General features: G+C 72.2%; 18 protein-coding genes and 1 pseudogene. 6 read left to right on the top strand and 13 right to left on the bottom strand.

The window, feature by feature from the left end; translation table 11 throughout:
* Window positions 1-63: 63 nt before the first annotated feature.
* Complete coding sequence (locus IPT68_RS31090; RefSeq protein ID WP_189698125.1) at window positions 64-819, bottom strand: creatininase family protein; 756 nt, start codon at window positions 817-819, stop codon at window positions 64-66.
* A gap of 37 nt (window positions 820-856) precedes the next feature.
* Here IPT68_RS31090 and ribA point away from each other — a divergent pair, with 37 nt between their 5' ends.
* The gene (gene ribA, locus IPT68_RS31095) at window positions 857-1,516 is read left to right on the top strand and encodes a GTP cyclohydrolase II (protein ID WP_189698124.1); all 660 of its coding nucleotides are present in this window, start codon (window positions 857-859) and stop codon (window positions 1,514-1,516) included.
* A gap of 117 nt (window positions 1,517-1,633) precedes the next feature.
* A pseudogene (locus tag IPT68_RS31100) lies at window positions 1,634-1,786 on the top strand (saccharopine dehydrogenase); the annotation flags it as partial.
* 7 nt (window positions 1,787-1,793) lie between these two features.
* On the opposite strand, the gene IPT68_RS31105 reads toward IPT68_RS31100, so the two are convergent.
* Window positions 1,794-3,029, bottom strand: a complete 1,236-nt coding sequence (locus IPT68_RS31105; RefSeq protein ID WP_189698123.1) for a serine hydrolase domain-containing protein — start codon at window positions 3,027-3,029, stop codon at window positions 1,794-1,796.
* 171 nt (window positions 3,030-3,200) lie between these two features.
* Between IPT68_RS31105 and IPT68_RS31110 the strand changes: the two genes are divergently transcribed.
* Both IPT68_RS31110 and IPT68_RS31115 read left to right on the top strand, forming a co-directional pair.
* Window positions 3,201-3,626, top strand: a complete 426-nt coding sequence (locus IPT68_RS31110; protein WP_189698122.1) for a PPOX class F420-dependent oxidoreductase — start codon at window positions 3,201-3,203, stop codon at window positions 3,624-3,626.
* Window positions 3,627-3,787: 161 nt separating this feature from the next.
* Window positions 3,788-4,324 (top strand): hypothetical protein, encoded by a 537-nt coding sequence (locus IPT68_RS31115; protein ID WP_189698121.1) that lies wholly within the window; start codon window positions 3,788-3,790, stop codon window positions 4,322-4,324.
* Window positions 4,325-4,495: 171 nt separating this feature from the next.
* Here the strand turns inward: IPT68_RS31115 and IPT68_RS31120 are convergent, their stop codons facing one another.
* The 4 genes from IPT68_RS31120 to IPT68_RS31135 form a co-directional block, all read right to left on the bottom strand.
* Window positions 4,496-6,010: an MFS transporter gene (locus IPT68_RS31120; protein WP_189698120.1), complete on the bottom strand. Its 1,515-nt coding sequence runs from the start codon at window positions 6,008-6,010 to the stop codon at window positions 4,496-4,498.
* Entirely contained in the window at window positions 6,010-7,002 is a 993-nt protein-coding gene (locus tag IPT68_RS31125; protein WP_189698119.1) for a cytochrome c oxidase assembly protein, read from the bottom strand. The genes IPT68_RS31120 and IPT68_RS31125 overlap by 1 nt, the downstream gene beginning before the upstream one ends.
* Window positions 7,002-7,562: a DUF2243 domain-containing protein gene (locus tag IPT68_RS31130; RefSeq protein ID WP_189698118.1), complete on the bottom strand. Its 561-nt coding sequence runs from the start codon at window positions 7,560-7,562 to the stop codon at window positions 7,002-7,004. The genes IPT68_RS31125 and IPT68_RS31130 overlap by 1 nt, the downstream gene beginning before the upstream one ends.
* A 128-nt stretch (window positions 7,563-7,690) precedes the next feature.
* The gene (locus tag IPT68_RS31135; RefSeq protein ID WP_228040050.1) at window positions 7,691-8,077 is read right to left on the bottom strand and encodes a hypothetical protein; all 387 of its coding nucleotides are present in this window, start codon (window positions 8,075-8,077) and stop codon (window positions 7,691-7,693) included.
* Between IPT68_RS31135 and IPT68_RS31140 the strand changes: the two genes are divergently transcribed.
* Entirely contained in the window at window positions 8,067-8,300 is a 234-nt protein-coding gene (locus IPT68_RS31140) for a hypothetical protein (protein WP_189698117.1), read from the top strand. The genes IPT68_RS31135 and IPT68_RS31140 overlap by 11 nt on opposite strands.
* A gap of 35 nt (window positions 8,301-8,335) precedes the next feature.
* Window positions 8,336-10,117 carry a bifunctional sugar phosphate isomerase/epimerase/4-hydroxyphenylpyruvate dioxygenase family protein gene (locus tag IPT68_RS31145; RefSeq protein ID WP_189698116.1) on the top strand — a complete coding sequence of 594 codons (1,782 nt, stop codon included), beginning with the start codon at window positions 8,336-8,338 and terminating at the stop codon, window positions 10,115-10,117.
* On the opposite strand, the gene IPT68_RS31150 is transcribed toward IPT68_RS31145, so the two are convergent.
* From IPT68_RS31150 to tal, 7 genes are read right to left on the bottom strand one after another with little or no spacing between them, the layout of a single operon-like run.
* Window positions 10,104-11,567, bottom strand: coding sequence for a VHS/ENTH/ANTH domain-containing protein (locus IPT68_RS31150; protein WP_189698115.1), 1,464 nt, complete (start codon window positions 11,565-11,567; stop codon window positions 10,104-10,106). The genes IPT68_RS31145 and IPT68_RS31150 overlap by 14 nt on opposite strands.
* A gap of 46 nt (window positions 11,568-11,613) precedes the next feature.
* Entirely contained in the window at window positions 11,614-12,201 is a 588-nt protein-coding gene (locus IPT68_RS31155) for a histidine phosphatase family protein (RefSeq protein ID WP_189698114.1), read from the bottom strand.
* 6 nt (window positions 12,202-12,207) lie between these two features.
* Window positions 12,208-13,089, bottom strand: a complete 882-nt coding sequence (gnd, locus tag IPT68_RS31160) for a phosphogluconate dehydrogenase (NAD(+)-dependent, decarboxylating) (protein ID WP_189698113.1) — start codon at window positions 13,087-13,089, stop codon at window positions 12,208-12,210.
* 1 nt (window position 13,090) lies between these two features.
* A complete protein-coding gene (pgi, locus tag IPT68_RS31165; protein WP_189698112.1) occupies window positions 13,091-14,743 on the bottom strand; it encodes a glucose-6-phosphate isomerase in 1,653 nt (550 codons plus the stop codon).
* Window positions 14,736-15,671, bottom strand: a complete 936-nt coding sequence (opcA, locus tag IPT68_RS31170) for a glucose-6-phosphate dehydrogenase assembly protein OpcA (RefSeq protein WP_189698111.1) — start codon at window positions 15,669-15,671, stop codon at window positions 14,736-14,738. Before opcA ends, pgi begins: the two co-directional genes overlap by 8 nt.
* Entirely contained in the window at window positions 15,668-17,257 is a 1,590-nt protein-coding gene (gene zwf, locus IPT68_RS31175) for a glucose-6-phosphate dehydrogenase (protein ID WP_189698110.1), read from the bottom strand. The genes opcA and zwf overlap by 4 nt, the downstream gene beginning before the upstream one ends.
* The gene (gene tal / locus IPT68_RS31180) at window positions 17,254-18,423 is read right to left on the bottom strand and encodes a transaldolase (protein ID WP_189698109.1); all 1,170 of its coding nucleotides are present in this window, start codon (window positions 18,421-18,423) and stop codon (window positions 17,254-17,256) included. The genes zwf and tal overlap by 4 nt, the downstream gene beginning before the upstream one ends.
* Window positions 18,424-18,436: the final 13 nt, after the last annotated feature.

Genomic DNA, 18,436 nt, shown 5'->3' on the forward strand with positions numbered 1-18,436 from the left:
GAGCCTGCCCGGCGTCCTCGTCCTCGTGGCCCGCTGGTCCGCGGGCCTGAGGCGGACACCGGGCTATTCCGCGGCGGTCAGCAGCGAGAAATACGCCCCGAACGATTCCGCGAGACTCGCCAGCAGCGCCTTCCCCTTTTCCGCGTCCCCCAGCGAAGGGCGGCCTATGACTCCCGAATCGGTATAGGCGGACATACCCAGGCTGAGCAGATGACGGCGGTCGTCCGCGACGAAATCGGCGGTCTCGTGACCGGGCCTGACCCATTCCGGATGAGTGTGCAGAAGAACGGAGGTCTCGATTTCCCCCGCGTGCATGTCGGTGAGCAGCGAGGTCCGCACCCCGGCCCGCTCCCGCGCCGTCTCCCAGTCCTCCGCGGCCGGGAACAACGCCATGTGCTCACCGCGCGCGGAGGATTCCTGAACGACGTTTCCCAGGACATAGTTTCCGCCGTGCCCGTTGACGAGGACCAGCGCCTCGACGCCGGACCGGCGCAGCGAGTCGGCGATGTCCCGTATCACCGCGTGCAGGGTCACCGAGGAAATGCTCACCGTCCCCGGCCAGGCCGCGTGCTCGTGCGAGCAGGAGATCGTCACCGGAGGAAGGAGGTGCACCGGGTACGTGTCGGCTATCTCCCGCGCGACGGCGCAGGCGACGAGCGTGTCGGTCGCCAACGGAAGGTACGGGCCGTGCTGTTCGAAACTCCCCACGGGGAGGACGGCGACCTGCCATGAGACATCGGCGCCCCGCTTCCGTACGTCTTCCGTGGTGTCCGCCGGCAGCAGACCGTGTGCCGCCGACCGCATACCCGCATCGCTCATCGTTCACGGCCTTTCGTCTCTGTTGAGGAACCAGATCATGACAGAAAAAATCGGCGTACTCGGCAAGAAGTCACCGCAGCTCACGGGCGTGGAGCGGGTGGTCAGTTCCCCCCTGCCCACGGTGTACGGGGAGTTCCGGGCGGTCGGCTACCTCGACCACGACCGCGGTGACGAGCAAGTGGCCCTGGTCCACGGCGACATCGGCACCGAGGATGTCCTGACCAGGCTGCACTCCGAGTGCCTGACCGGCGACGCCTTCGGCTCGCAGCACTGCGAGTGCGGCGACCAGCTCGCCTCCGCGCTGCGCGCCGTCGTCGCCGAAGGACGCGGCGTCGTCGTCTACTTGAGAGGACACGAGGGCCGCGGCATCGGCCTGCTCGCCAAGCTGCGGGCGATGGCCCTGCAGGCGGAGGGCCTGGACACCGTCGAGGCGAACCTCGCCCTGGGGCTGCCGGTCGACGCCCGCGACTACGGCGTCGCCGCGCGGATCCTTGAGGACCTGGGGGTGCGCTCGGTCCGCCTGATGTCCAACAACCCGCGCAAGCGGGAGGCGCTGCTCGAGCACGGCATCAAGGTCGCCGAACAGGTTCCACTGCTGATACCGCCGTGCGAGAGCAACATCACCTATCTGCGGACCAAGCGGGAGCGGCTGGACCACCACCTGCCCCATCTGGACGCCGTGGCGCACTGGTCCTGACCGCGTGCGGACGGTGTCCTGGTGGCAGACAGGTGTGACACCCTCCGCCGGGAGGCAGCGTGCACGTGGTCCGTGAGGCGTCCGTCGTCGTCATCGGCGGCGGCGTGATGGGCACCGGCATCGCCTTGCGCGATGGCCCGGTGCGTCTCCCGTCCGCCGGCCGTGGGGGTGCGGCACATCCTGGACGGCTCGCTGCCGCCGGGCCTCGGCCGGGCCGCCGGGACGGCGGCCCGGTCCGAGGAGTGGCTGGACGAACTCGCCCGCGGCTGAATCCCGATCACTCGTCCTTGACGGCGTCGTGCACCAGTTGCTTCAGGTCCCGGAACATCGTGTGCGAGGTGCGCGGCCGTACCTGCGTCATGAACTGCACCGTCAGATCCCGGCCCGGGTCGACCCAGAACGTCGTGGTCGCCACCCCGCTCCAGCCGAAGGCGCCGAGCCCGGCCGGGGCGAGCGTGCGGGCCGGGTCGATCACCACGGAGACGCCGAGCCCGAAGCCGACGCCGTCGTTGCCGGGCTCGTCGTGGGCCGGGCGGCTGCCGAAGGAGCGCAGGTCGGCGCCGTCCGGCAACTGGTTGGTGGTCATCATGTCAACGGTCCCGGGCGTGAGCAGCCGGACCCCGTCGAGTTCGCCGCGGCGGCGCAGCAGCTCCATGAAGCGGTGCACGTCGTACGCGCTCGCCACCATGCCGCCGCTGCCCGACAGGAACCGCGGTCGGCCCCGCAGCGGCAGTCCGGGGATCGGTTCGATCCCGGTGCCGTCCTCCTTCTCCCCGTACATCTCGGCCAGCCGGACCGCCTGTTCGTCGCTGACCTCGAAGCCGGCGTCCGCCATCCCCAGCGGGCGGAAGATCCGCTCGGCGAGGTGCACGTCGAGCGGCTGCCCGGAGACCACCTCGATGACCCGGCCGAGCACGTTGCTGGCGACGGAGTAGTTCCACTGCGTGCCCGGATCGAACTGCAACGGCAGGCTCGCGTACACGTCGATCGTCTCGGCCAGGTCCGCGCCGGGCGGCACCGACGACTCCAGTCCGGCGTCGCGGTAGAGGGCGTCGACGGGATGGGTGTGGTAGAAGCCGAAGGTCAGACCCGAGGTGTGGGTCATCAGGTGCCGGATCAGTATGGGCCCCGACGCCGGGCGGGTACGGATGTCCGCGCCGGAGCCGCTCTCGTACACCCGCGCGTCGGCGAAGGCCGGCAGATGCCGGGCGACCGGGTCGTCCAGCGACAGCCTGCCCTCCTCCACCAGCATCAGCGCGGCCACCGAGGTGACCGGTTTGGTCATCGAGTAGATCCGCCACAGCGTGTCGGGTTCGACGGGCAGTTGGGCGGCGATGTCGCGGTGGCCGTGCGTGGTGAGGTGCGCGACCCGGCCGCCGCGCGCGACGGAGACGAGGCAGCCGGGCAGCCGGCCCTCGTCCACGCAGTGGGCGAAGTGCTGGTCGAGCCGGTCCAGTGCCTTCCCGTCCAGCCCCACCTCGCCCGGTTCCACCTCTTGTCGCAGCAGTGCCATCGCTCTACCTCCGCTCTCGTTCGTCGAGGTGCGATCGGGAATACCCCGCCCGGGCGCCCTCAGACCTCATCGTCGCGCAGGAACGCGCCGATGGTCCGCAGGAGAGCACCACTGTCCGCTCGCGGCGGGCGGCCGGGAATGTGCCGACCCGCGGGGCGGGTTGACCGAGGCATGAGTGAGGACGCACTGCTGAAGCTGCTTGCCGAAAGCAACAGTGGGGTGCTGGTCACCCTCCGGCGCGACGGTCGGCCCCAGTTGTCGAACGTCATGCACGCCTACAGTCCCGACGAGCGGATCATCCGGATCTCGGTCACCGACGACCGCGCCAAGACCCGCAACCTGCGCCGCGACCCGCGCGCGTCGTACCACGTGACCACCGCCGACCGCTGGGCCTACACGGTCGTCGACGGAACGGCCGACCTCACGCCCGTCGCCGCCGACCCGCACGACGACACGGTCGAGGAACTCGTCCGGCTCTACCGCGACATCAGCGGTGAGCACTCCGACTGGGACGACTACCGTGCCGCCATGGTCCGCGACCGGCGCCTCGTCATCCGGCTCCGGGTGGAGCGGGCCTACGGCGCTCCGCGGGCCTGAGACCGGCGGCTGGTCGTCTCCCGCCGGATCGGCCGTGTCGGCTGCCCGCTCACCGCGTGGTGGACGAGCGGGAGACCGGCACACGGGGTACTCGGCGCTTCGGAACGAGGCAAACGCCCGCCCGGACGGCCGGGGCGGCACTCGCCGGAGAAGAGAGGCTCATGAAGGACCAAGCGCACGCGCACGCGGTTCCCGCGGTCGGCACCGGCACGACCGGCGCCGACCTGCTGGGCATCTACCTCAACGACCACCTGGCCGGCGCCACCGCGGGCACGGAGCGGGCCCGTTCCCTGGCGGGGGCGCTCCAGGGGTCACCGTCCGGACCGGCGCTGCGCACCGTCGCGCAGGAGATCGGCGAGGACCGGGCGAGTCTGCTCGCGATCATGGACATGCTCGGCGTTCCGGTACGGCACTACAAGGTGTCCCTGGCCTGGGCGGCGGAGAGGGTCGGGCGGCTGAAGAGCAACGGGCGCCTGGTCGGCCGTTCGCCGCTGACCTCGCTGGTGGAGCTGGAGTTCCTGCGGCTCGCCGTGCAGGGCAAGGCCGCCGCGTGGCAGACACTGCGCCGGCTGGCGGACACGGACGGACGGCTCGACGCGCGGCTGCTGGACGAGCTGCTGGAGCGGGCCGAACGCCAGCAGGCCACCCTGGAGGAACTGCGCCTCGGCCAGGTCACGGAGACCTTCCGGCCGAGCTGACGGGACCGCGCACCGGCGGTACGCCCCGGGCGGGAAAGGGCTGTGCCGGGCGGGACGGGACCGCGGGACGGGGCTGTGCCAAGCGGGACGGGACCGCCTCCCGCCCGGACGGGATCGCCTCCCGCCCGGACGGGACCGCCTCCCGCCCGGACGGGACCGCGCCGGGCCGCCTCAGGGCTGGCCGGCGTGGGTGTGGCTGTGCGAGATCTCGTCGGGGCAGCCCCGGCCGCCGCCCCCGCGGTCGCACCGCCAGTCCCGTACGGCCAGTGCGAACGCGCCCAGCATCGGCAGCACGCCGCAGGCGACGGCGAGCGCGACGGCGGACCGGTAGTGCGCCTCGCCTCCGTCGCCGAGAGCCAGGTAGAAGAGGCCGGGCAGCGCCGCCGTACCCACGGCACCGCCCAGTCGCTGGCCCGTCTGCAGGGCGCCGCCCGCGGCGCCCGCCATCCGCACCGGCACGTCCCGCAGGGTCATCGTCACGTTGGGCGAGATGACACAGCCGCTGCCGAGGCCGCCGAGGAGCAGTGCCGGAGCCTGCAGCCACGCCGCCGTGTCGGCGGGCGCCCAGCGAAGGACGGCCGCGGCTCCGCCCAGCCCCAGAATGACGGCCGCCAGCCCGCACACCGTCAGCAGCCGTCCCAGTCGCTCCACCAGCCGCCCGGCCACCGCCGCGGCCACGGCCGACCCGACGGCGAACGGCGTCACGGCGAGCCCCGAAGCCAGCGGTGAGTAAGCCAGCCCGTTCTGGAAGAACAGCGCGAACACCAGCCACACCCCGCTGAAGCCCACGAAGTACAGCGTGGCGATGACGGCGCCCGTGACGTACCCGCGCGTCGACGTGGCCAGCCGGGGATCGAGCAGCGGCTGGCCGTGCCGCGCGACGACACGCCGTTCCCAGCGAACGAAGAGCACCAGGAGCGCCGCCCCCACGGGAAACAGCCACCACAGCGCCCGCACACCGCCGGACTCCGCCAGGACCAGGGGCAGCATGAGCGTCAGCACGCCCGCGCCGAGCAGCGCGACGCCGGGCAGGTCCAGCCGTTGCCCGCCGGAGGGCGCCGTCCTGGGCAGCAGGCGCAGGCCGAGGACCAGCGCGACCGCACCGACCGGCACGTTGACGTAGAAGATCCAGCGCCAGCCCCCGGGGCCGTCCGCGAGCGTGAGGATCAGCCCGCCGACCACCGGGCCGACGGCGCTGGAGAGGCCGACCGTCGCCCCGAACAGGCCGAAGGCCCGGCCCCGCTCGGCGCCCCGGAACAGCTGCTGGATGAGCGCGGAGTTCTGTGGTGCCAGGCACCCCGCGCACAGACCCTGGGCGACGCGGGCCACGACGAGCAGCACGATGGACGGAGCGGCTCCGGCGCAGGCGCTGCACGCCACGAAGCCGCCGAGGGCGACCAGGAAGATGCGGCGCCGGCCGATCGCGTCACCGATGCGGCCCGCCGTGACGAGGACCAGGGCGAACGCGAGGGCGTACCCGGAGACGACCCACTGGATCGCGGGCGCCGACGCGTGCAGGTCGCGCTGCATGGACGGCAGCGCGACCGCGACGATCGTGACGTCCAGCAGACTCATGAACCCGGCCACCAACGTCACCCACAGGGCGCGCCACCGCCTCGGATCGGCCCCGGCGGCCCTGCGGCCGGACGGTCCGCCGTTCCCCTCCGCCCGCGCCTTCGCGCTCATCACCGCTCCCTGCCGCCGCCTGCCGTCGTGTCCGTACCGACGTGCCGGTTTCCCGGCTCCGGGCCGGACACACGGCACACGGTCCGCTGATCGGCCAGGTGGCCGGGCGGGACGTGCTCGGACGGGCGGCCGGGCGGGGCGTGCTCGGCCGGGCGGCGAGGCGGGGCGTGCTCGGACGGGCCGCCGGGCCGGGGCGGGGCCCGGCGGGTGCGGGGCTCGGGGCGCCAGGTCGTGATCAGGGCCGCGGCGAGCAGGAGTTCGGCGATGTCACCGCCGTAGTACATGATCTCCGCCGCTGTGCGCACCTCGGCGGCGGGAGCGCGGACGTCGACCCAGAAACCGCCGTACATCAGCTGCGAGACGACGGCGTGTACGGCGATGGCGGCGCCCAGCCAGACCAGGCGGGCGCGGACGCCGGGCCGGGCGGGGGCGGGGTCGGGTCCGGCGACGACATGGGCGAACAGGCAGCCGGCGAGCAGGAAGTGGGCGTGCAGCAGCCAGTGCCCCGCCGGAAAGGTCGTGGTGGCGTTGTAGAGCGGGGTGAAGTACAGCGCCACGAGGCTGCCGGTGGACAGCAGCCACGCGGTGGCCGGATGCACCAGCGCCCGGGCGGGGCGGCTGTGCAGCAGGGCCGACAGCTGTCTGCCGCGCGCCGTGGGCAGGGTGCGCAGCAGCAGCGTGAGGGGAGCGCCGAGGACCAGGGCGAGCGGGGCGTACATCCCGACGAGCAGATGCTGGGTCATGTGGAGGCGGAAGTCGGCATGGGCCCGGGCCCCCACCGGAGGCAGCAGCGCCAGAGCGAGCAGGGCGAGCCCCGCGAGGAAACCGGCCGTCCGCCACCGGCTCCAGCCCCGTGCCGGGTTGCGCCGCCGTGCCTGGTGGGCCAGGCGCAGGTAGGCACCCGTGCACAGCAGCAGCGTCGGCGCGAGCAGCAGTACCGCGAGGGCGCCGCCGTCCGCGGGGTTCTGCGGGGCGTGCGGGCCGTGGTCCATCAGCCGTTCCCATGTCCCTGCCCGGCGCCCGGGGTCTCGGGGTCGAAGGCCCGCCCGCCGCGCTGGAGCAGCCACCCGCCCGCGACCAGCAGCGCGCCGAGGACCAGGAAGCCGATGTCCCACCAGATCTGGCCGTCACCCGCGTAGACGTGGTGGATGCCCAGGACGTGGTGGTCCACGACGCCCTCCACGAGGTTGAACAGCCCCCAGCCGGCCAGGATCCACCCCCACAGCACGCGCGAGGTCCACACGCGGCGGCGGTCGTGGGTCTCCCGGGAGTAGAGGACGGCGAGACCGAGCAGCACGGCGATCCAGCAGACGGTGTGGAAGAGGCCGTCCCAGACGGTGTTCATCTCCAGGCCCGGGACCGTCTTCGGGTCGTAGTACCTGATACCCACGTTGTCGGTGTTGGTGCTGGAGAGCATGTGGTGCCACTGGAGCAGTTGGTGCAGCAGGATGCCGTCGACGAAGCCGCCGAGCCCGACCCCGAGCACCAGCCCCGGCAGTCGCAGGCTCGCCGGCGCCCGAGCGGTGCCCGCCCGGGGTGCGGTCGTCGCCATGGTGGTCTCCGTCCGGTCTGCGCGGCGGTGCGAACTTCCAGCGTGCGCCGGTTTCCCGGATGCGGACGGCGTACTCACCCGAGCGCACGCGGATTGGCCCGCGCGGGCTACGGACCCACCGGATCCGGTCAGGCCGCGAGCGTGCGGCGGGTCACCGCCCGCCAGGGCTTGGCCGGGGTGCGCGCGAGCCGGACCCGGTACGTCGTTCTCGTCGCGTCGACCACGGGTTCGCCGAGGGTGATCCGGCCCGCCGCGTGGAGCCGGTCGCACTCGTCGGTGGGCAGGGCGACGTAGCAGCTGCCCTGGCCGGTCGCGGGGTCGTAGGGCCGCCAGTAGCTGTAGCGGCGGCGGCCGTCCGCGTGCACGGTGACGAACACCGGGGTGCTCGGGTCGGAGACGATGCGCGCTATGTCCGCGCCGGTCCGGCCGGCGGGGGCGGAGGACCGGGTGCGGGACACGAGCCTGGCCGGACGTCGGTCCTGCGGGGCGGGAGCTGGGCCGGAGGTGAGCGGCATCGTCGCAACCTTTCGCGGGTGGGTGATCGAGACCGACTACCCGGCACGGCCGTTGTTGATCTCTCTTCGCGGCATTCTGCAGCACGCCACTGACACGACCGGTCCCCACGACACCGCCCCGTGGTACACCCAGGTTCCGGCTGCTCACCGGGCGGGAACCCGACAGCGCGCGGATGCTCGCGACATCGCCGAGCCGGCGGGCACCGTTCCGGCCGGGAAGTAGGAGGATCCGGCATGCGCGGGACAGGAGGTGCTCCCATGCGTACGTCCATCGCCACCGTCTCCCTGAGCGGATCGCTCACCGAGAAGCTCACCGCCGCCTCCCGGGCCGGCTTCGACGGCGTCGAGCTCTTCGAGAACGACCTGCTCGCCAGTCCCCTCACCCCCGAGGGGATCCGCGCCCGCTGCGCCGACCTGGGCCTGAGCATCGACCTCTACCAGCCGATGCGGGACGTCGAGGCCGTCCCGGCGGAGGAGTTCGCCCGCAACCTGCGCCGCGCCCGGCACACGTTCGAGCTGATGCGCAGGCTCGGTGCCGGCACCGGCCTCGTCTGCTCCAGCGTCTCCCCGCTCGCCGTCGACGACGACGCCCTCGCCGCCGAGCAGCTGAGCCGGCTCGCCGACCTCGCCCAGGACTTCGGCATCCGCGTCGCCTACGAGGCGCTCGCCTGGGGACGGCACGTCCACACCTACGACCACGCCTGGCGCATCGTCGAGCGGGCGGACCATCCGGCGCTCGGTACCTGCCTGGACAGCTTCCACATCCTCTCCTGCGGCTCGGACCCCAAGGGCATCGAGGACATCCCCGGTGAGAAGATCTTCTTCCTGCAGCTCGCCGACGCCCCGCTGCTCGCGATGGACGTCCTGCGGTGGAGCCGCCACTACCGCTGCTTCCCCGGCCAGGGCGGCTTCGACGTCGTCGGGCTGGTGCGGCACGTGCTGCGCACCGGGTACGCCGGTCCGCTCTCCCTGGAGGTCTTCAACGACGTCTTCCGGCAGGCCGAGGCCGGCCCGACGGCCGTCGACGCCCGCCGCTCCCTGCTGGTGCTGCAGGAGGCCGTCGGCACGGCCGGTCTGCCCGCGCCCGTCGTTCCCACCGGTGTCGCCTTCGCCGAGCTGGTCACCAGCGACACCGAACCCGTCTCGGCGCTGCTCGCCGCCCTCGGCTTCGCCCGCACCGCACGCCACCGCACCAAGCCGGTCGACCTCTGGCAGCAGGGCGAGGCCCGGATCCTGGTCACCACCGGACCGGCCGTACGCCGCGGCGGCACCCGGCTCGCCGCCGTGGGACTGCAGTCGCCCGATCCGGCCGCCGCGGCCGAACGCGCCGAGGCGCTCCTCGCCCCGGTGCTGCCCCGCCGCCGGGACTCGCGGGACGCACCGCTGGACGCGGTCGCCGCGCCCGACGGCACGGAGCTGTACTTCTGCGGCTCCGACCGGTGGCGCGCCGACTTCGACCCCGTCGCCCACAACCCCGCCGCCTCCGGGGTGCGGCACATCGACCACCTGGCGCTCACCCAGCCCTGGCACCACTTCGACCAGGCGGCCCTCTTCTTCCGCAGTGTGCTCGGCCTGCACGCGCAGGAGAGCGTGGACGTCGCCGACCCCTACGGCCTGCTGCGCAGCCGTGCCGTCACCAACGACGACGGCAGTGTCCGGATCGCGCTCTCCGTCGGCGCGGCGCCCACCGACGACACGGTCCGCGCCCGGCACGTCGCGCTGGCCACCGACGACGTCGTCGCCGCGGCCCGGCGCTTCCGGGCCGCGGGGGGCCGTCTCCTGCCCGTCCCCGCGAACTACTACGACGACCTCGCGGCCCGGTACGAGCTGCCGGAGGAGGAGCTCTCGACGTACCGCGAGCTGGGCGTGCTGTACGACCGGGACGCGCACGGAGTCTTCCGCCACTGCTCCACGCGGACCGTCGGCCGGGTCTTCATCGAGCTGGTCCAGCGCGACGGCGGCTACCGCGGCTACGGCGCGGTGGACGCCCCCGTCCGGCTGGCCGCCCAGCAGGCGGTGCGGGCGGTCACTGGCGGCTGATCATCCGACTCACGCCCGCGGCGACCGTGGTGGCGAGGATCCAGCCGGTGAGGACGAGGACGTAGGCCAGCGCCTGGTACCAGCCGCGCGGGGCGAACGCGGATTCCTGGCCGAAGGAGATCACCGGCAGCAGCAGGTCGAGCGTGTAGAACACCGGGTTGAAGTCGGGCGCCTCGGCCGGCTTCAGCGCGGGCGGGTGGCGCAGGGCGTACACGACGGATCCGACGCATATCAGCGACAGGAGCCAGCCCGCCGCCCGCAGCGGCCGGTAGCCGTAGCCGACGGTGGCGTCCTGGAGATGGCCCCACAGGCGCTGCAGCCCGGAGAGCGTGCCGCGGTGGCGGCGCTGCTTGGCGAGCTGCACCAGCCGGGCGGCACGGTCGTCGCCGATGCGCTGGTAGGCGCCGGTCAACTGCTCGTAGGCGTGCGGGACATAGCCGTCCCCGTCGCGCTCCAGCATGGGCAGTCGGCGCTCGGCGGGCTCGTGCGGGGTGAGGGTGGTGTAGGTGAGGCTGTTGAGCAGGACCCGCTCCGGCAGCATCTCCGGTTCCACCAAGAGGACTTCGAGCTGGGCGCGCCGCAGGTTGAGCGTGCCCTCCACGCGCGGGCCCTGGCGCAGCCACAGCTCGCCGATCGTGCTGCTGCTCGCCCGCAGCGCCGGGCCGGAGGGGTTCGACAGCCGCGAGTAGGACAGGTCGAGGCGCCCTCCGATCCGGGCGCCGCGCAGTCCGATCCAGCCCTGGACGTGCGCGTGCCGCATCAGGACGTGGCCGCCGACACCGAGCGTCTCCGCGTCGAGTGCGGGGAGTCCGGAATGGCCGAGCTCGGCCTCGTTGAGGTTGACCGTCCCGCCGACGTCGGCGCCGGTGAGCCGTATCTCACCCCGGACCCGCAGCCCGGGTGCCCACAGGTCGTCGCCCACGGTCACCTGGTTGAGCTGGAGCACCGGTTCCGCCCCGTCCGGCGCGCTGATCCGCGCGCCCTCCATGTACAGGGTCCCGGCGATCTGGGCCCCGCCGAGCCGTACCACGCCCCGGAACCGGGACCGCGTCATGCGCAGGATGCCGTCGACGTGCATGCCGTGGGAGACCAGCCCCGGCAGCAGGGACTCGCTGATGTTGAGCTCGCGCAGCCGGCAGCCGTAGAAGCGGGGCACTTCGTCGAAGTGGCAGTGCCGCAGCCGGGCGGGGTGGTCGAGCGTCGCGTACTGCAGATCGAGCACGCCCGTGACGCGGGCGCCCGCCAGGTCGAGCAGGGCGACTTCCCCGTCGTCCTGGGGCGCGGTGAGGAGCAGCGAGCGCAGCACGGCCGCCCGGACGGTCCGCTCCGGTCCCCAGCCCGTCCCCGCCGCGACGTCCTCGTCGGCCCTCGTGCGGAAGTCCACGGACTCGCCGCGCGGGAAGGCCCGCCACACCCGCAGTTCGGCCGGTGTCAGATCGTCGATCTCCATCGCGGGTGACTCTGACCCGACCGAACCACGCGTGTCAACGGGGCATTTACGGCCGTACGTTCCACTCCGCGACGACCGGCCGGCCGTGCTCCGTCGACAGCCGGCTCACCGTGCCCGTCGCCAGCTGGAACAACCGCCCGTCGGCGGGCGGCAGCCCGAGCCGGCGGGCCGTCAGGACGCGCAGGAAGTGGCCGTGCGCCACCAGGACCACGTCGCCGTCGGCGAGCGCGTCCCCGACCCGGGCGAGGACCCGGTCGGCGCGGGCGCCGACCTCGGCCGGCGACTCGCCCGGGTGTCCCTCGGCGCCCGGCGGCACTCCGTCCGTCCACAGGTTCCAGCCGGGACGGGTGCGGTGGATCTCCCGGGTGGTCACGCCCTCGTAGCCGCCGTAGTCCCATTCGTGCAGGTCGGGGTCCGGTACGACCCCGACGACGCCCGCCAGTTCGGCGGTGCGTGTCGCGCGGCCCAGCGGGCTGGTCAGCGCGAGAGCGAACGTCCGGCCGGTGAGGAGTGGAGCGAGGGACTTGGCCTGTTCCTCGCCGTGCCCGGTCAGGGGCAGGTCGGTCCAGCTGGTGTGCTGTCCCGTGACGCTCCACTCCGTCTCACCGTGGCGGACCAGCAGCAGATCCCCCACGGTCGGTCACTTCTCCGACGACTCGACGGCGTGCCCGCCGAACTGGTTGCGCAGCGCCGCGACCATCTTCATCTGCGGGGAGTCGTCCTGCCGGGAGGCGAACCGCGCGAACAGCGAGGCCGTGATCGCGGGCAGCGGCACGGCGTTGTCGATCGCCGCCTCCACCGTCCAGCGGCCCTCGCCGGAGTCCTCCGCGTAGCCGCGCAGCTTGTTGAGGTGCTCGTCGGTGTCGAGGGCGTTGACCGCGAGGTCCAGCAGCCAGGAGCGGATGACCGTGCCCTGCTGCCAGGAGCGGAAGACCTCGCGGACGTTGTCGACCGAGTCGACCTTCTCCAGCAGCTCCCAGCCCTCGGCGTAGGCCTGCATCATCGCGTACTCGATGCCGTTGTGGACCATCTTCGCGAAGTGGCCCGCGCCCACCTTGCCCGCGTGGACGTAGCCGTACGGCCCGTCCGGCTTGAGGGCGTCGAAGATCGGCTTCAGCCGGTCGACGTGCTCCTTCTCCCCGCCGACCATCAGCGCGTAGCCGTTCTCCAGGCCCCACACGCCGCCGGAGACGCCCGCGTCGACGAAGCCGATGCCGTGCTTGCCGAGTTCCTCGGCGTGCTTCTCGTCGTCCGTCCAGCGGGAGTTGCCGCCGTCGATGACGGTGTCGCCGGGCTTGAGCACGCTCGAGAGCTGGTCGATCACGCCCTGGGTGGCGTGGCCGGCCGGGACCATGACCCAGACCGCGCGCGGCGCCTGGAGCCGGTCGGCGAGCTCGACCAGGTTCTTCACGTCGGAGAGCTCGGGATTGGTGTCGTATCCGACGACCTCGTGACCGGCGCTGCGCAGACGCTCGCGCATGTTGCCGCCCATCTTGCCGAGACCCACAAGACCGATCTGCATGTCAGCTCACTTTCCTCAGTTCGCGGTAGGCGGCCACCAGCGCGGCCGTGGAGGGGTCGAGACCGGGGACTTCGGCGCCCTCGGTCAGGGCGGGTTCGACGCGCCTGGCGAGAACCTTGCCGAGTTCCACGCCCCACTGGTCGAAGGAGTCGATGTTCCAGATCGCGCCCTGCACGAACACCTTGTGCTCGTACAGCGCGACCAGCTGGCCGAGGACCGACGGGGTCAGCGCCGGGGCCAGGATCGTGGTGGTCGGGTGGTTGCCCAGGAAGGTGCGGTGCGGCACCTGCTCCTCGGGCACGCCCTCGGCGCGGACCTCGTCCGCGGTCTTGCCGAAGGCGAGCGCCTGACCCTGCGCGAACAGGTTGGCCATCAACAGGTCGTGCTGTGCCTTGAGTTCGTCGCTCAGCTCACCGGCGGGGCGGGCGAAGCCGATCAGGTCGGCGGGGATGAGCCGGGTGCCCTGGTGGATCAGCTGGTAGTAGGCGTGCTGCCCGTTGGTGCCGGGCGTGCCCCACACCACCGGCCCGGTGGTCCACCCCACCGTGCGTCCGTCACGGTCCACCGACTTGCCGTTGGACTCCATGTCGAGCTGCTGCAGGTAGGCCGTGAACCTGGACAGGTAGTGACTGTACGGCAGCACGGCGTGCGACTCGGCCTCGAAGAAGTTGCCGTACCAGATGCCCAGCAGGCCCATGATCAGCGGGGCGTTGGCCTCGGCGGGCGCGGTCCTGAAGTGCTCGTCGACGATCCGGAACCCGTCGAGCATCTCCCGGAACCGCTCAGGACCGATCGCGATCATCAGCGACAGCCCGATCGCCGAGTCGTACGAGTAGCGGCCGCCGACCCAGTCCCAGAACTCGAACATGTTGTCCGCGTCGATGCCAAACTCGGTGACCTTCCCGGCGTTCGTCGACAGGGCGACGAAGTGCCGGGCGACCGCCTTGGGGTCGCCGTCCAGCCCGGCGAGCAGCCACGACCGCGCCGAGGTGGCGTTGGTGATCGTCTCGATGGTGGTGAACGTCTTGGACGCGACGACGAACAGCGTCTCGGCCGGATCGAGGTCCCGGACCGCCTCGTGCAGGTCGGCGCCGTCGACGTTCGACACGAACCGCACCGTCAGCGAGCGGTCGGTGTACGCGCGCAGCGCCTCGTACGCCATCGCCGGGCCCAGGTCGGAGCCGCCGATGCCGATGTTGACGACGTTGCGGATGCGCTTGCCGGTGTGGCCGGTCCACTCGCCGGAACGGACTCGCTCGGCGAAGGCGCTCATCCTGTCCAGGACGGCGTGCACCTTCGGGACCACGTTCTCGCCGTCGACCTCGATCACCGCGTCCCGCGGGGCGCGCAGCGCGGTGTGCAGGACCGCCCGGTCCTCGGTGATGTTGATGCGCTCACCGCGGAACATGGCGTCGCGCAGACCGGACACGCCGGTGGCGGCGGCGAGTTCCTGCAGCAGGGCGAGCGTCTCGTCGGTGACCAGGTGCTTGGAGTAGTCGATGCGCAGGTCGCCGACCCGGACCACGTACCGTTCGGCGCGCCCGGGATCGGCCGCGAACAGCTCGCGCAGCCGCGGCCGCTGCATCGCCTCCGAGCGGTGGTCCTCCAGGGCGGTCCACTCGGGCCGCCGCGTCAGCACGGGGATGTCAGACATGGGAGAGCGTCTCCTCGGCGCCCTGGCCCCGCAGGGCCACGGCGTACATCTCGTCGGCGTCGAGGCGCCTGAGCTCCTCGGCGATGAGTTCGGAGGTCGGGCGCACCTTCAGCGCCAGGGTGCGCGGTGGCTGGCCGGGCAGGGACAGGGTCGCCAGCGGGCCCTCGGGCCGGTCGATGACGATCTCGCCGGTCTCCGTGCCCAGCCGTACGCCGGTCACGACCGGCCCGGCGGTCTCCACCCGGTGGACCGTGACGTGCAGCCGCGCCTCCAGCCAGCGCGCCAGCAGCTCGGCGCTGGGGTTGTCGGCCTCGCTCTCCACGGCCGCCGAGGTGATCGGCAGCCGCGCCTGGTCCAGGGCCGCCGCCAGCATCGAGCGCCAGGGGGTCAGGCGGGTCCAGGCGAGGTCGGTGTCGCCGGGCGCGTAGGACCGGGAGCGGGTCTCCAGCGCGGCCAGCGGTGCCTCGACGGCGTACATGTCGGTGATCCGGCGCTGGGCGAGCGCCCCGAGCGGGTCCTTGGCGGGCACGTCGGGCGCGTTCACCGGCCACCACACGACGACCGGCGCGTCGGGCAGCAGCAGCGGCAGCACCACGGAGTCGGCGTGGTCGGACACCTCGCCGTAGGTGCGCAGCACGACCGTCTCGCCGGTGCCGGCCTCGGAGCCGACGCGCACCTCGGCGTCGAGCCGGGACTGCGTGCGGTCGCGCGGGGAGCGCGCGTGCCGCTTGATCACGACCAGGGTGCGCGAGGGGTGCTCGTGCGAGGCCTCCTCCGCGGCCTTGATCGAGTCGTAGGCGTTCTCCTCGTCCGTGACGATCACCATCGTCAGGACCATGCCCACGGCCGGCGTGCCGATGGCGCGGCGGCCCTGCACCAACGCCTTGTTGATCTTGCTTGCCGTGGTGTCGGTCAGGTCGATCTTCATGGCCTGCGCCAGCTCCGTCCGTCTCGTGCGAGCATCTCGTCGGCTTCCGCGGGACCCCAGGTGCCCGCGACGTACTGCGCGGGCCTGCCGTGTGCGGCCCAGTGCTCCTCGATCGGGTCGAGGATCTTCCAGGACTCTTCCACCTCCTGGTGACGGGGGAACAAATTGGCGTCACCCAGGAGGACGTCGAGGATGAGCCGCTCGTACGCCTCCGGACTGGACTCCGTGAACGACTCGCCGTACGCGAAGTCCATCGTCACGTCCCGGATCTCCATGGACGTGCCCGGCACCTTGGAACCGAACCGGACCGTCATGCCCTCGTCCGGCTGGACGCGGATCACGATCGCGTTCTTGCCGAGCTCCTCGGTGGCCGTCGAGTCGAACGGGGAGTGCGGCGCCCGCTGGAAGACCACCGCGATCTCCGTGACCCGGCGGCCCAGGCGCTTGCCGGTGCGCAGGTAGAAGGGCACACCCGCCCAGCGGCGGTTGTCGACGTTCAGCTTGATCGCGGCGTAGGTGTCCGTCGTGGACGCCGGATCGATGCCGTCCTCCTCCAGGTAGCCGCGCACCTTCTCGCCGCCCTGCCACGCACCCGTGTACTGGGCGCGCACGGTGTGCAGGCCGATGTCCTCGGGCAGCTTCACCGCCTTCAACACCTTCAGCTTCTCCATCAGCAGCGAGGCCGCGTCGAAGGCGGCGGGCTCCTCCATCGCAGTGAGGGCCATCAGCTGCAGGAGGTGGTTCTGGATGACGTCCCGGGCCGAGCCGATGCCGTCGTAGTAGCCGGCCCGGCCGCCGATGCCGATGTCCTCGGCCATCGTGATCTGCACGTGGTCGACGAAGGACCGGTTCCAGATCGGCTCGAACATCTGGTTGGCGAAGCGCAGCGCCAGGATGTTCTGGACGGTCTCCTTGCCCAGGTAGTGGTCGATCCGGAACACCTGCTCCGGGTCGAACACGTCGTGCACGATCGCGTTGAGCTCCTGGGCCGACCGCAGGTCGTGGCCGAACGGCTTCTCGATCACCGCGCGCCGCCAGGAACCCCGCGGAGCGTCGGCCAGCCCGTGCTTCTTCAGCTGCTGGACGACCTTCGGGAAGAACTTCGGCGGCACCGACAGGTAGAAGGCGTAGTTGCCGCTGGTGCCCTGGGAGGCGTCCAGCTCATCCACGGCGGAGCGCAGCTGCTTGAACGCGTCGTCGTCGTCGAAGTCGCCGGGGATGAACCGCATGCCCTCGGCGAGCTGCTGCCAGACCTCCTCCCGGAACGGGGTCCGCGCGTACTCGCGCACCGCGTCGTGCACCACCTCTGCGAAGTCCTGGTCCGCCCAGTCCCGGCGGGCGAACCCGACGAGCGAGAAGCCCGGCGGCAGCAGGCCCCGGTTGGCCAGGTCGTAGACGGCCGGCATCAGCTTCTTGCGGGACAGGTCGCCGGTCACGCCGAAGATGACCAGCCCGGAGGGGCCGGCGATCCGGGGCAGGCGGCGGTCCTGGGCGTCGCGCAGCGGGTTGGTCCAGGCGGCGGAGGGGGCGACCGGCGCGGACGCCTCCTTCGCGATCTGCTCCCGCGTCCTGTCTTCCGTGCTCATTCCCCGTCAACTCCCTTGCCGGTCAGCGACTTCGTCACGGCGTCCAGCAGCTCCTGCCAGGCGGCCTCGAACTTGGCGACACCCTCGTCCTCCAGCTGCCGCACCACCTCGTCGTACGAGATCCCCAGCCGCTCGACGGCGGCGAGATCGGCCCGCGCCTGCGCGTAGCCGCCGCTCACCGTGTCGCCGTGGATGTCGCCGTGGTCGGCGGTGGCGTTCAGCGTGGCCTCCGGCATGGTGTTCACCGTGCCGGGCGCCACCAGGTCCTCCACATACAGGGTGTCCTTGTAAGCGGGATCCTTCACACCGGTCGAGGCCCACAGCGGCCGCTGCTTGTTCGCCCGCGACCCGGCCAGGACGGTCCACCGGGCGGCAGACGGTGTCGGATGGCCGGCGGAGCCGAACACCTCCTCGTACGCCGCGTAGGCGAGCCGCGCGTTGGCGAGCGCCGCCCGGCCCTTGAGGGCCAGCGCCTCGTCCGTGCCCAGCACCGTCAGCCGCTTGTCGACCTCGGTGTCGACGCGGGAGACGAAGAAGGACGCCACGGAGTGGATGCCGGCCAGGTCGATCCCCGCCGCCTGTGCCTTCTCCAGGCCGGCCAGGTAGGCGTCCATGACCTCGCGGTAGCGCTCCAGCGAGAAGATCAGCGTGACGTTGACGCTGATGCCGGCGCCGATCACCTCGGTGATCGCCGGCAGGCCCGCCTTCGTCGCCGGGATCTTGATCATGACGTTCGGCCGGTCGACGAGCCAGGCGAGCTGCCGGGCCTCGGCGATCGTGGCCGCCGTGTCGTGGGCGAGGCGCGGGTCGACCTCGATGGAGACCCGGCCGTCCCGGCCGCCGGTGGCCTCGTACACGGGCCGCAGGACGTCCGCGGCGGCCCGGACGTCGGCGGTGGTCATCATGCGCACCGCCTCGTCGACCGTGACGCCCCGCACGGCGAGGTCGGCGAGCTGCTCCTCGTACCCCTCGCCGGAGCCGATCGCGGCCTGGAAGATGGACGGGTTGGTGGTGACGCCCACGACGTGCTTCGTGGCGACGAGTTCGGTGAGGCCGCCGGACGTGATCCGCTTGCGCGACAGGTCGTCCAGCCAGATCGACACGCCCTCGTCGGACAGGCGCTTGAGTGCTCCCGCGGTGGCGGATGCTTCGGTCACAGTGATCATCTTCTTTCTGGCG

The sequence above is a fragment of the Streptomyces chromofuscus genome, assembly GCF_015160875.1.
GTDB lineage: Bacteria > Actinomycetota > Actinomycetes > Streptomycetales > Streptomycetaceae > Streptomyces > Streptomyces chromofuscus.

What these genes read in the sequence shown, in the direction of transcription:
- IPT68_RS31125 (WP_189698119.1), bottom strand. Translation starts at nt 7,002, where the DNA reads ATGGACCACGGCCCGCACGCCCCGCAGAACCCCGCGGACGGCGGCGCC.
- opcA (WP_189698111.1), bottom strand. Translation starts at nt 15,671, where the DNA reads ATGAAGATCGACCTGACCGACACCACGGCAAGCAAGATCAACAAGGCG.
- IPT68_RS31130 (WP_189698118.1), bottom strand. Translation starts at nt 7,562, where the DNA reads ATGGCGACGACCGCACCCCGGGCGGGCACCGCTCGGGCGCCGGCGAGC.
- gnd (WP_189698113.1), bottom strand. Translation starts at nt 13,089, where the DNA reads ATGCAGATCGGTCTTGTGGGTCTCGGCAAGATGGGCGGCAACATGCGC.
- IPT68_RS31115 (WP_189698121.1), top strand. Translation starts at nt 3,788, where the DNA reads ATGAAGGACCAAGCGCACGCGCACGCGGTTCCCGCGGTCGGCACCGGC.
- zwf (WP_189698110.1), bottom strand. Translation starts at nt 17,257, where the DNA reads ATGAGCACGGAAGACAGGACGCGGGAGCAGATCGCGAAGGAGGCGTCC.
- IPT68_RS31120 (WP_189698120.1), bottom strand. Translation starts at nt 6,010, where the DNA reads ATGAGCGCGAAGGCGCGGGCGGAGGGGAACGGCGGACCGTCCGGCCGC.
- pgi (WP_189698112.1), bottom strand. Translation starts at nt 14,743, where the DNA reads ATGTCTGACATCCCCGTGCTGACGCGGCGGCCCGAGTGGACCGCCCTG.
- IPT68_RS31105 (WP_189698123.1), bottom strand. Translation starts at nt 3,029, where the DNA reads ATGGCACTGCTGCGACAAGAGGTGGAACCGGGCGAGGTGGGGCTGGAC.
- IPT68_RS31090 (WP_189698125.1), bottom strand. Translation starts at nt 819, where the DNA reads ATGAGCGATGCGGGTATGCGGTCGGCGGCACACGGTCTGCTGCCGGCG.
- IPT68_RS31145 (WP_189698116.1), top strand. Translation starts at nt 8,336, where the DNA reads ATGCGTACGTCCATCGCCACCGTCTCCCTGAGCGGATCGCTCACCGAG.
- ribA (WP_189698124.1), top strand. Translation starts at nt 857, where the DNA reads ATGACAGAAAAAATCGGCGTACTCGGCAAGAAGTCACCGCAGCTCACG.
- tal (WP_189698109.1), bottom strand. Translation starts at nt 18,423, where the DNA reads ATGATCACTGTGACCGAAGCATCCGCCACCGCGGGAGCACTCAAGCGC.
- IPT68_RS31150 (WP_189698115.1), bottom strand. Translation starts at nt 11,567, where the DNA reads ATGGAGATCGACGATCTGACACCGGCCGAACTGCGGGTGTGGCGGGCC.
- IPT68_RS31110 (WP_189698122.1), top strand. Translation starts at nt 3,201, where the DNA reads ATGAGTGAGGACGCACTGCTGAAGCTGCTTGCCGAAAGCAACAGTGGG.
- IPT68_RS31135 (WP_228040050.1), bottom strand. Translation starts at nt 8,077, where the DNA reads ATGCCGCTCACCTCCGGCCCAGCTCCCGCCCCGCAGGACCGACGTCCG.